The organism is Acetobacter sp. P1H12_c (genome assembly GCF_018811975.1).
Taxonomy (GTDB): Bacteria; Pseudomonadota; Alphaproteobacteria; order Acetobacterales; family Acetobacteraceae; genus Acetobacter; species Acetobacter persici.
Window position 1 is genome coordinate 188418 of sequence record NZ_JACRVR010000001.1, and the last position, 11381, is coordinate 199798.

Below are 11381 nucleotides of genomic sequence, written 5' to 3' on the forward strand. Positions count from 1 at the left end.
GGAACAGCATTCATGCCGATCCAGATCGAGATCATCAGCCCTGAAAAGGTTCTGGTGTCGCGTGAAGTAGATATGGTTGTCATGCCGGGTGCGGAAGGCGATATCGCCGCCATGCCCGAGCGTGCGCCCATGATGCTTCTGCTGCGTGGTGGTGTTGTCTCTCTGTACGAAAATGATACCGTGACGGATCGCTATTTCGTCGGTGGTGGCTTTGCGGACATGACGGCAACCCGTTGCACCATTCTGGCCGATAAAGCCGAGCCTGTAAGCGAAATCTCCATTGATAACGCAACGGCTGCGCTTGAAGCCCTGACGGAAGCCTGGGACAAAGCCGACAAGACCGATACCTCGCGTCTGGACGTGCTTCAGGATAAAATCCTGTCTGTCCGTGCGGAAATTGAGGCCGGTTCTTCCGCATCCTGACCTGAAGCCGGTTTTCCGGCACAGCACATCAGATGTGAAAAAACTGCCCCGTTATAAAAAAAGCCACCCTTGCGGTGGCTTTTTTTATATGGAGTTATCAGCCTCAAAGCCTCAAAGCCTCAAAGCCTCAAAGCCTCAAAGCCTCAAAGCCTCAAAGCCTCAAAGCCTCAAAGCCTCAAACTCAGCCACGGCCGCGATAAGTGGGGACATCCTGTGAAGGAATCCAGACGTCGGCCGGGGGGGCGCCAGTCTGCCAGAAGACATCAATCGGGATGCCGCCGCGCGGATACCAGTACGCCCCGATACGCAGCCAGACCGGGTTCAGGCGTTCAACCAGAGTTGTTGCAATCTGCACCGAGCAGGCTTCATGAAAAGCGCCGTGGTTCCGGAAGCTTGTCAGAAACAGCTTGAGGGACTTGCTTTCCACAATCCACTGGTCTGGCACGTAATCAATGACGATATGCGCGAAATCCGGCTGGCCGGTGACGGGGCAGAGGGACGTAAACTCCGGGGCAGTAAAGCGCACCAGATAGTTCTTGCCGGGATAAGGGGCAGGCACACGTTCCAGAACGGCCTCTTCCGGGCAGGTCGGGGCAGGTGTGGCGCGGCCAAGCTGGGTGAGCGCATCGCTGCCATCATCAGGTCGGGTCATGCTGTATCTTTCCGTTAGGGTCACTGTGCCTCTCATGTCGAAGCTGCACAGGGTTTCGTCAAGCTTTTCAGAAAGTGCGGCGCTGCTGTCCGCTTCTTTTTCCTGTCAGGTGGTGTATGAAGGCAGACATGGCCAGAGCTTCCTCCCCCGCATTTCCTGAACCCCGCCTCATTTCCACAACGGACGATCTGGCGACCACTCTTACCCGCCTGCGTGCAGAGCCGTATCTGACGATTGATACGGAATTCATGCGTGAGCGCACGTACTGGCCGGAACTGTGTCTGGTGCAGATTGGGGGTGCGCAGGAGGTGGTGCTGATCGACACCATGGCGGAAGGGCTGGATCTTGCTCCGCTGGCGGAGCTGATGGCGGATACCTCTGTTCTGAAAGTTTTTCATGCCTCCCGGCAGGATCTGGAAATTTTCCTTCATCTGTTTGATGCCCTGCCAACGCCGCTGTTTGATACGCAGGTGGCGGCCATGGTTGCCGGCTATGGGGATCAGGTGGGGTATGACAGCCTTGTCGGCTCCATTACCGGCCATGCGATTGATAAGAGCCATCGGTTTACGGACTGGTCCGTGCGTCCCCTTTCTGCCGCACAGCTGACCTATGCGGCGGGAGACGTCACATGGTTGCGTCTGGTGTATGAGCGTCTGGTGAAAAAGCTGGAGCAGGAAAAGCGGCTGGACTGGGTCGCTGCTGAAATGGCGGTGCTGACAGACCCGGCCACCTTCCGGGCTGACCCGGAAAAACAGTGGGAGCGCCTGCGTGCGCGCACCAGTAACCGCCGTATGTTGGGCATTTTGCGCGCTGTTGCGGCTCTGCGGGAACGGGAGGCGCAGCGCGTGAATGTGCCGCGCCAGCGTTTGCTGAAAGATGAAAGCCTGCTGGAAATTGCAGCAACAGCACCGACCTCGCCGGATGCCTTGACGCGAGTTCGCGGTGTGTCTCGCGGGCTGGCCGAAGGGCGGACAGGGCAGGGTTTGCTGGATGCAGTCAGGCAGGCTCAGGCTTTGCCAGACGCAGAACTTCCGCGCTTGCCCAAAAACCGCAGCAAGGATGCGCCGCGTGCGTCTGTCGCCCTGATGGCGCTGTTGAAAGTCCTGCTGACCAGTTGTTGTGAAGAGCATGATGTTGCTCCCAAACTGGTCGCTTCCATGGAGGATCTGGAAGCTCTGGCGCTTGACCCGTCAGCACCGAATCCAGCTTTGTCCGGCTGGCGTAAAGCGGTGTTCGGGGATGCCGCTCTGGCGCTGTGCAATGGCGAAATTGCACTGGCTGTTAAAGGCGGGAAAGTCGATATTCTGAACCGCTGAGGTCTCTGCCTTCCCGAGTGAAGGGAAGACAGAGACCCGTTGCCGGATAAAAGGCAGATGGGTGTTTTAGAAGCCCATTTCCTGCCAGAGGTTGGCCAGCGGGCGCGCGCCGACGTGTGAAATGATTTCAGACGCAGCGACAGACGCCAGACGGCCACATTCCGGCAGGGTGCGGCCAGAGGTCAGACCCGCCAGAAAGCCTGCGGCATACGCATCGCCTGCGCCGGTTGTATCCACCACCTGCGTGGGCACCGGTGCAACGGGTGTCATCTGCCCATCATGAATCACTACGCTGCCCAGACCAGAGCGCGTCAGGGCCGCAAAGGTGGTGTCCTGTAGCGTATGGCGTGCTGCGGTCTCAAAGTTTTCCGTTTCATACAGCGCGCAGATTTCATCTTCATTAGCGAAGAGAATATCAACATGGCCTTTTACGAGGTCCAGAAATGCCTCGCGGTGGCGGCCAACGCAGAACGGGTCGGACAGGGAGAGGGCGACCTGACGGCCATTCTGGTGCGCAAGGGTTGCCGCGCGACGGAAGGCTTCCTGCGCGTGCGGCGGGTCAAACAGATAGCCTTCCAGATACACGATTCTGGAGGCCGCAATCATCTCCGGCAGCACATCTTCCGGCGTGAAATGCGTGCAGGCCCCAAGATACGTCGCCATGGTGCGCTGGCCGTCGGGCGTGACCATAACGACGCAGCGCGCCGTCGGCAGGTTTTCAGAAATATGACCGTCCAGCGGCGTGGAGGGGAAGGTGATGCCATTATCGCGCAGATCCTGCGCAAATTTCTGGCCTGCGGTGTCATGCGCAACCTTGCCCAGATACGCAACGCGCGCGCCAAACTGTGCGGCCACAACACAGGTATTTGCGGCAGAGCCGCCGCCCATAACCTGCTCCACTTTCAGGTTTTCGGTCAGGCTGTCCGCACGGGCGGCATCAATCAGCGTCATGCTGCCGGGGGTCAGATTCTGCTCAAGCAGAAACGCGGGTTCGACAGTGGCAAGAATGTCCGTAATTGCGTTGCCAATGCCGAGAATATCGTATTTTGCCTCAGAGCCAGTCATGACGATGTCTATTTTCCTGAAAAAATGAGCAGATCCGCTCTTTCGGTATCGCGCTGCCATAAAAAGGGCAACAGCAAGCGGTAAGGGATGCTTGCCGCGCAGTCTGTCCGCTGTATAACAAATTGGCTGCCGGCTTGATGGATCGACGCGGGCAGGTACAGACGTATAACCGCTGTCGCACAACGGCAGCCAGCATGGCGGGGGGATTCTTGTTTAAACGACGCAAGCCTGAAGATAACCGACCGGCCGGGCAAAATGCCGGTCAGAGTACCAGTCAGCCGGGCGCTGCGCGTCCTGCTGGCTCATTTGGTACGCTTTTTCCTTCCTCTCCCGCGGGTTCGCCTCCGCCATCCGGCAGCGGAACGGCACCTGCTCCCCGTCCAGACGCAACAAAGGAGACCTCAATGGGTCGTGCGCCTCTTCCCCCCGGTTCCCCCCTCTCTCCTAACGCTGGCGTGCCCCCCATGCCGGGCGCTGCCGCACGTGGTGTCACACCGCAGCAGCCGAAAAAAGACGTCCCGGACCAGCGGACTCTTGTTGTCGGCCGTGGCATCAGCGTTCAGGGCACCGTGCAGGATGCCGAACGTCTGGTTGTGGAAGGCACTGTGGAATCCAGCATGATTTCCGCTAAGGAACTTGCTGTGATGCCGGGCGGCCTGTTCCGCGGTGGTGTGGAAGTTGAGAACGCAGAAATTGCCGGAACGGTTGATGGCTCCCTGACCGTGCGCGGCAGCCTGACGGTACGCGCAACCGGCCGCCTGCTGGGCAAGGCCGCCTGCCGCCGCCTGAAGGTGGAAGATGGTGGGCAGATCACCGGTCAGCTTGAAATGCTGAGCGATGACAACAGCGCACCCAAGCCTGCTGCTACAACACCTGCTGCTGATACGCCGGTTAAAGCCGAAGGCTGATCCGGCTGTGATCAGGCGGGGGTGAAAGCCTCCGTCTGCACGCAGGAACAAAAAAGCGCGCCCCTTGCTGATGCAGGGAGGCGCGCTTTTTTATGCCGACTACGGCCTGTGTCAGGCGACGTTATCGCGCCGATCACGCAGTTTGACATACGCAATCTGCGCATGTTCCGCGCAATAGGGTTTGCCTGGCAGCGGAGTGGCCCCGCAGAAATGGAAACCCGGTGTGCCGGGGTCACCAATCGGCCAGCAGCAGGACGGGCCACGGCGTTTTTTGGGTTCCGGGTCGGAAATGCTGCGCAGAGAGGTTTTGGGCTTTGCCTGAGCGCGCGGAGCCGCCGGAGCTTTTTCGACTTTGGCGGGTTTGACTTCTGCCGCTTTGGGCTGCTGAGCGGCCGGTTTGCTGGCGGGGGTGTCCACACTGGCAGCGGGGACGGGAGCAGGCTGTGTGTCCGCGGCAGGGGCCACAGGCTGAGGCGCTTTATCCTTCACCGGGGCTGCTGCCACAGGAGCGGCTTTTACAGCACTTTCCGGGGGTGCTGCCTTGGATTTGTCACTCCGCCGGATGGGGGAGGGGCGCGGGGGCAGGCTCAGGCGATGCGCTTTGCCCACCACGGCGTTTTTGGTGATGGAGAGCCGACGGCCAATTTCTGCAGTTGAGAGGCCTTCCGCCCAGAGCTCTTTGAGCCGGGCGATCGTTTCATCGGTCCACTCCATGCACAGGCACCTTTTCGTATTGTCACGCGTCAGTGAAGCCAGATGCTTCAGTGCCGGGCATATTAAGGCCAGAGCAGGGGTATCTCAAGGAGAAAGGCCAGAAATTCTTGAAATCATGCGGGTTTCAGGCGGTTTGCAGCACGCTTCCGGTCCTCTTAATGCGTCCCGGCCTCCATCATCAGCGGGTAGAGAGAGGCCACCAGTAAGGCGGCCATGGTCAGGTTGAAGCCTCGCAGAATGGAGGGCTGGCTCAGCCAGCGGCGCATAATGGCCCCAAAGCTGGTCCACAGGCTGACGCAGGGGAGGGTCATGATCCCGCAGATGATGCAGGCCAGAGCCAGCCCGAACAGAAAGTTTTCGTGCGGCAGATAAGCTGACACAATGCCAATCGCGATAATCCACGCCTTGGGATTTACCCACTGGAACCCCGCCGCCTGCATAAAGCTGATCGGCTGGCTTGCGCCGGAGTCTGCTGAGGCGGGGCTTGCTGTGGCAATTTTCCACGCCAGCCACAGCAGGTAGACCGCGCTCAGATATTTCAGCCAGGCATACAGCAGAGGAAACCGCTCAAACACCACACCCAGCCCAAGCCCGACCAGCCCGACCATCAGCACAAACCCGAGGGTCACACCCAGAATATGCGGAATAGACCGCCGAAAGCCATGGTTCAGGCCGGATGCGGCCAGCATGGTGTTGTTCGGGCCGGGGGTGATGGAGGCCACCAGAGCGAAAGCGGTCAGGGGGCCGAAGCTGCTCCAGAAGGACATGATGCGCAAAACTCCGTTTGCAGAAAGCGGGAGCATGTCAGTATTCAGGAAAACGCCGGAACAGACCCGGTACAGTTTGCACGACAGTTTTCAGACTGTTCCGGAGGAAAGACCATGCCAGTTTCAAAACGCGGCACCGCGGCGCTGATCCCGCACTGGCGCCCGGTGCGGGGGAGCGAGACCACGCTGGTGGTGCAGCTTGAGCAGGAACTGACAAGCCGGATTGCAGACCATTTGCTGCGGGCTGGCAGCCGGTTGCCCTCCGTGCGGCGCATGGCGGAGAGTGCCGGGGTGAGCCGCTTTACCGTGCTGGAAGCGTATGACCGGCTGGTGAGCAAAGGTCTGATCGAACCCCGGCAGGGTGCCGGGTATTTTGTTAAAGCCGCTGTTCCACTCCCGCCACTGGTGGATGCGGCTGTGGCTCCTTCAGCCCTGCCCTCGCAACTGGATGTGGCCTGGCTGCTCCGAGGCATGTTTCCGGAAGCCGCCCCTGTGGAAATCTCGGCTGCGGCGGGCCTGTTGCCTGAGGACTGGATGAATACCGGGATGGTGCACGCCGCCATCCGCGCGGCAGGCCGGGGGGCAGGTGCGGCCTGCCTTGGCTACGGGCACCCGCGCGGTTATGCGCCGTTACGGGAACAGCTTGCTGTCCAACTGCAAAGTCAGGGGATTGCGGCTCAGCGTGACCAGACGCTGATGCTGACAGCAGGCGTCACCCATGCTCTGGATCTGCTGTTCCGCCTCCTGCTCCAGCCCGGTGATACCGTGATGGTGGAAGACCCCGGCTGGTTTCTGATTTTCGGGCGTCTTGCCGCCTGTGGGGTGCGGATTGTCGGGGTGCCGCGTGGGCCGGACGGGCCTGATCTGGATGTGATGGATCATCTGGCGGCAGCGCATAAGCCTAAACTGTTTCTGATTAACAGTGCTGTGCATAACCCAACCGGGCAGACCTTATCCGCAGCGGCCGCGCATGATGTTCTGAGACTGGCAGAAAAACATGATTTTCTGATTATTGAAGATGATACCTATGCCGATTTTCATCCCGGTATTCCGGTCCGGCTGGCCTCGCTAGACCGGCTGAAGCGGGTTATTCTGGTAGGGGGCTATGCTAAAACGCTGGCGGCTGGGTTGCGTGTGGGCTTTCTGGCGGCTGCGCCGGAGCTGATTTTGCGGCTGACGGATCTGAAGTTGCTGGCGGGCCTCACCACGTCTGTTCTGGGGGAATGTGTGGTGCACAGGCTTTTGCAGGAAGGGCAGTACAGACGGCAGGTGGTGCGGCTCCGGCAACGGGTTGATCAGGCGCGGGAGCGCTGTATTGAGCGGATGATTGCCTGCGGCCTGACGGTGCCGCATTTGCCCCATGCGGGCATTTTTGTCTGGGCGGATTGCGGGCGTAATTCCGAGGTTCTGGCGCGTCAGGCGGCGGAAATGGGTGTGCTGCTGGCGCCGGGTGTTCTGTTTTCACCCGTGCAGGCTCCCTCGTCCTGCATCAGGCTGACAGTCAGCATGGCGGACCATCCAAAGTTCTGGTCTGTTCTGCAAAAGCTGCTTTCCGCCTGATGTTGAGACACCCCTCTTGTTCTGGTTACGATACAGATGTGTCATGCTGGAAAAGCAGATGTGACCAGAGAACACAGGCCCGGCTGTAGCCCTCGGGTTCAGGCTGGGGCTATTCTGGCGGAAAGACCGGGCTTTCTGCCCGGCACACGGGTCACACCATAGAAAGACAGGGGATAAGCATGGACGTACGGGCCGCCGTAGCTTTTGAAGCGGGAAAACCGCTTGAAATTGAAACCGTGCAGCTGGAAGGCCCGCGTGAGGGTGAAGTTCTGGTGGAAATCAAGGCGACGGGCCTGTGCCACACGGATAAATATACGCTCTCCGGTGCGGACCCTGAGGGACTGTTTCCTGCTATTCTGGGCCATGAAGGGGCTGGGATTGTGGTTGAGGTTGGTCCCGGTGTGCGGCACCTGAAACCCGGTGATCACGTGATTCCGCTCTACACGCCGGAATGCCGGGAATGTAAATCCTGCCTCTCCCGAAAGACCAACCTCTGCACTGCTATCCGCTCCACACAGGGTAAGGGGCTGATGCCGGATGGCACGTCCCGTTTCTCCTTCAAGGGCCAGCCCATCCATCATTATATGGGGTGCTCGACCTTTGCGAATTACACGGTGCTGCCGGAAATCGCTCTGGCGAAAATTCGGGAAGACGCCCCGTTTGATAAGGTCTGCTACATCGGCTGTGGTGTCACGACCGGCATCGGTGCCGTGCTGTTTACCGCTAAGGTTGAAGCGGGCTCGACCGTGGCTGTGTTCGGGCTGGGTGGCATTGGTCTGAATGTCATTCAGGGTGCCAAAATGGTCGGGGCGGACAGGATCATCGGTGTTGATATCAACCCTGAGCGGGAAGCGATTGCCCGCAAATTCGGGATGACGGATTTTGTAAACCCGAAAGACCTTGGCCCGAACGGTGATCTTGTTGCGTATCTGATTGAACTGACAGGCGGCGGCGCCGATTATACTTTTGAATGTGTGGGCAACCCGACCCTGATGCGTCAGGCGCTGGAATGTGCGCATCGTGGCTGGGGTGTTTCGACCATCATCGGCGTGGCGGGAGCAGGGCAGGAAATCAGCACGCGCCCCTTCCAGCTCGTCACGGGGCGGCGATGGATCGGTTCTGCCTTTGGTGGGGCGCGCGGGCGGACTGATGTGCCGAAAATTGTTGATTGGTACATGGAGCATAAGATCAATATTGATGATCTTATTACCCACACGCTCCCGCTGGAAAAAATCAATGAAGGCTTTGATATGATGGCGCGGGGTGAAAGTATTCGCACCGTGGTTGAATATTAAAAGGTTTTCTGGCCCCGGTGTTTTTATGCCGGGGCTTTTTTCTGGTCTGCCTCAGGGCAGCAGGCGCAGCACTGTCTCCGCCGGGCGGCATGCCGCGGCCCCCTTGTCTGTCACAACAATCGGGCGGTTGAGCAACGCCGGGTGTGCGGCAATGGCATCCAGAATCTGATCATCCGTTACGGATGCGTCTTTCAGGCCCAGTTCTTCATACAGCGTGCCTTTCTGGCGGAGCAGGTCACGCGCGGTCAGGTCTGTCTGCTCTACAAGCTCCGCCAGCTTTTCCCGGCTGAGGGGTGTTTTCAGATACAGGACGATCTCGGGCTCTATGCCAGCATCCTGAATAAGGCCGAGTACCGTGCGGGAGGTGCCGCAGGCAGGGTTGTGGTAAAGTGTAACAGGCATCACAGCATCCTTGAGTCGGGGCTAGAAAAAGGAAAAGTCTCTTCTGAACAGGAGAAACGCCTCAGACGGGCAGAGGGCGGTTATCCGCAATCGCTTCCATCGCCATGTAGGAGGTCACAGTATCAATGTCGATTTTTTCTATCATTTTCCGATAAATCGCATCAAACGCATTCATATCCCGCGCGACGACTTTCAGCATGTAATCATATTCTCCGGCAATGCGGTAGAAATCGACAATGTTGGGAATGGAGAGGATGATCTGCCGGAAGTTTTTTAGCCAGTCCTGAGAATGATGCCGCGTTTTGATCAGCACCAGAACGGTCAGATCCAGTTCCACTGCAGCGCGGTCCAGACGCAGCGTCTCTCCCTGCATGACTCCCGAGGCTTTCAGCGCTTGCAGCCGCCGCCAGCAGGCATTTTGAGACATTCCGACCCGCTCCGCCAGATCCCGCTGGGATAAGGAGGCATCCTGCTGCAGGGCGCGTAAAATGGCACGATCAAAATTATCAAGTTTATGGGTCATAACCGATCATATGATCGAAAATGGTGGGATTCAATCATGAAATAGGGAATCTTTTTTGGTCGGAGTTTTCTTAAGATTGCGGAACAGTGTTTTCCAGCGTTTGTGGTTCCGGACTATGATGATCTCTTCTCCAGAAAACGTTTTTTCCCGTTTTGCCGAAAACTTGCAGGGCGGAGATGTTATTGGCCGCCTTCGCGCAGACCTTATTGGCGATACGCTGACAATTCCCGGACCATTCGGCCCCAAAACGTTGGTCTATGCGGATTACGTTGCCTCTGGCCGGGCTCTGGGCCTTATTGAGCAGACGGTGGCGACACAGGTTCTGCCTTACTATGCCAACAGCCATACGGAAGCATCGTTCTGCGGTCAGGTCATGAACCGTATGCGGCATGAAGCCCGGAAGATTATTGCGCGCCTGTGTGGGGCAGAGCAGGGCTTTGCGACAATTTTTACCGGCAATGGCGCGACCGCAGGCCTCAATCGCCTTGTGCATCTGCTTGGGGTGCGGGATGCCGTGCGGGCAGGGGCACGTCCCCTTGTGCTGATTGGCCCGTATGAGCACCATTCCAACATTCTGCCCTGGCGGGAAAGTGGCGCGGAACTGATTGAAATTGCAGAAGCGCCGGAGGGTGGGCCGGATCTGGCACAACTGGAGGCGCATCTGGCAGCCGCTGCTCCGGAGCGTTTGAAAATTGGCGCTTTTTCCAGTGCCTCCAATGTCACAGGTATTGTGACAGATACTGATTCTGTCACGCGGCTTCTTAAAAAATATGGTGCAAAATCTGTCTGGGATTATGCCGGGGGTGGGCCTTACCTGCCGATTGACATGAAAGCCGGGACAGATGCGGAAAAAGATGCTGTTGTTCTCTCCACGCATAAATTTATTGGTGGCCCCGGCGCGTCGGGCGTGCTGATTGTGCGGGAAGATGCTGTGGCAACGCAGGAGCCGACGCTGCCCGGTGGTGGCACTGTGCGTTTTGTGTCCCCCTGGGGGCATGACTATTCAGGCAGCGTCATCGCACGGGAAGAAGCAGGCACGCCGGATGTTGTGGGGAATATCCGGGCGGCGCTGTGTTTTCTGGTCAAAGATGCGCTGGGTGCGGCATTTATGGCAGAGCGGAATCAGGCTTTGTATCAGCGGGCTTATGCGTGCTGGCATACTAATCCGCATCTGGAACTTCTGGGGAATGCGCAGGCAAAACAGCATCTGCCGATCTTCTCATTCCGGGTGACAGATTCTGAGGGGAACAGGATTCATCATCAGCTTTTTACCCGGATGTTGTCAGACCTGTATGGTATTCAGGCGCGTGGCGGATGCGCCTGCGCCGGGCCGTATGCGCACCGGCTCCTTGCTCTGGGTGAGGCAGAATCCATGCAGATGCATGAGGCCATCCGCGCGGGGCAGGAAGTAGAAAAGCCGGGCTGGGTGCGGCTGAATTTCAGCGTGCTGATGGATGATAGCAAAGTTGATTATATTCTGAATGCGGTGAATGAACTCGCGGAAAACGCGGCATCTCTCGCACGGTCTTATGTGTGTGATGTTGCGACAGCCCGTTTCCGCTATCAGGAGCCTCTGGCTGCGGAATAAGACCGAAAAAGTTCTGCATACAAGCAGAAGAGGCACTGAATTTTCTGATATTTTTTGACGCAGTCCAAGCCCCCCTGTTCCCATACGGAAGCAGGGGGGCTTTTTTAATGAAGAAGACCTGTTTTTTAAAAAGGTGACGCAGCGGCTGATTAACGGCAAAACGCCCTG

Annotated in this window: 12 protein-coding genes; 6 read left to right on the forward strand and 6 right to left on the reverse strand. The window is 58.2% G+C overall.

The window, feature by feature from the left end; all coding sequences use genetic code 11:
- The first annotated feature begins 12 nt into the window (after positions 1–12).
- Complete coding sequence (gene atpC, locus KP699_RS00955) at positions 13–423, forward strand: ATP synthase F1 subunit epsilon (protein ID WP_077930717.1); 411 nt, start codon at positions 13–15, stop codon at positions 421–423.
- Positions 424–604: 181 nt separating this feature from the next.
- Here the strand turns inward: atpC and queF are convergent, their stop codons facing one another.
- On the reverse strand, positions 605–1075 hold the full coding sequence (queF, locus tag KP699_RS00960) for a preQ(1) synthase (protein WP_025825941.1): 471 nt from the start codon (positions 1073–1075) through the stop codon (positions 605–607).
- A gap of 128 nt (positions 1076–1203) precedes the next feature.
- Between queF and rnd the strand changes: the two genes are divergently transcribed.
- The gene (gene rnd, locus KP699_RS00965; RefSeq protein WP_215761343.1) at positions 1204–2391 is read left to right on the forward strand and encodes a ribonuclease D; all 1188 of its coding nucleotides are present in this window, start codon (positions 1204–1206) and stop codon (positions 2389–2391) included.
- Between the two features lie 66 nt (positions 2392–2457).
- Here the strand turns inward: rnd and KP699_RS00970 are convergent, their stop codons facing one another.
- Positions 2458–3456, reverse strand: coding sequence for an adenosine kinase (locus KP699_RS00970; protein WP_077930715.1), 999 nt, complete (start codon positions 3454–3456; stop codon positions 2458–2460).
- Positions 3457–3650: 194 nt separating this feature from the next.
- On the opposite strand from KP699_RS00970, the gene KP699_RS00975 reads away from it, so the two are divergent.
- Complete coding sequence (locus tag KP699_RS00975) at positions 3651–4364, forward strand: polymer-forming cytoskeletal protein (RefSeq protein WP_199897405.1); 714 nt, start codon at positions 3651–3653, stop codon at positions 4362–4364.
- 111 nt (positions 4365–4475) lie between these two features.
- On the opposite strand, the gene KP699_RS00980 is transcribed toward KP699_RS00975, so the two are convergent.
- Positions 4476–5078, reverse strand: coding sequence for a GcrA family cell cycle regulator (locus KP699_RS00980; RefSeq protein WP_215761344.1), 603 nt, complete (start codon positions 5076–5078; stop codon positions 4476–4478).
- Positions 5079–5233: 155 nt separating this feature from the next.
- Entirely contained in the window at positions 5234–5881 is a 648-nt protein-coding gene (locus tag KP699_RS00985) for a LysE family translocator (protein WP_252346715.1), read from the reverse strand.
- Between the two features lie 78 nt (positions 5882–5959).
- Between KP699_RS00985 and KP699_RS00990 the strand changes: the two genes are divergently transcribed.
- Positions 5960–7405 carry a PLP-dependent aminotransferase family protein gene (locus KP699_RS00990; protein ID WP_215761345.1) on the forward strand — a complete coding sequence of 482 codons (1446 nt, stop codon included), beginning with the start codon at positions 5960–5962 and terminating at the stop codon, positions 7403–7405.
- A gap of 179 nt (positions 7406–7584) precedes the next feature.
- Positions 7585–8700 carry an S-(hydroxymethyl)glutathione dehydrogenase/class III alcohol dehydrogenase gene (locus KP699_RS00995; RefSeq protein ID WP_077930712.1) on the forward strand — a complete coding sequence of 372 codons (1116 nt, stop codon included), beginning with the start codon at positions 7585–7587 and terminating at the stop codon, positions 8698–8700.
- 51 nt (positions 8701–8751) lie between these two features.
- Here the strand turns inward: KP699_RS00995 and arsC are convergent, their stop codons facing one another.
- Complete coding sequence (arsC, locus tag KP699_RS01000; RefSeq protein WP_215761346.1) at positions 8752–9102, reverse strand: arsenate reductase (glutaredoxin); 351 nt, start codon at positions 9100–9102, stop codon at positions 8752–8754.
- 61 nt (positions 9103–9163) lie between these two features.
- Entirely contained in the window at positions 9164–9625 is a 462-nt protein-coding gene (locus KP699_RS01005) for an Lrp/AsnC family transcriptional regulator (RefSeq protein WP_215761347.1), read from the reverse strand.
- Between the two features lie 115 nt (positions 9626–9740).
- Between KP699_RS01005 and KP699_RS01010 the strand changes: the two genes are divergently transcribed.
- Positions 9741–11213: an aminotransferase class V-fold PLP-dependent enzyme gene (locus tag KP699_RS01010; RefSeq protein WP_215761348.1), complete on the forward strand. Its 1473-nt coding sequence runs from the start codon at positions 9741–9743 to the stop codon at positions 11211–11213.
- Positions 11214–11381 lie beyond the last annotated feature (168 nt).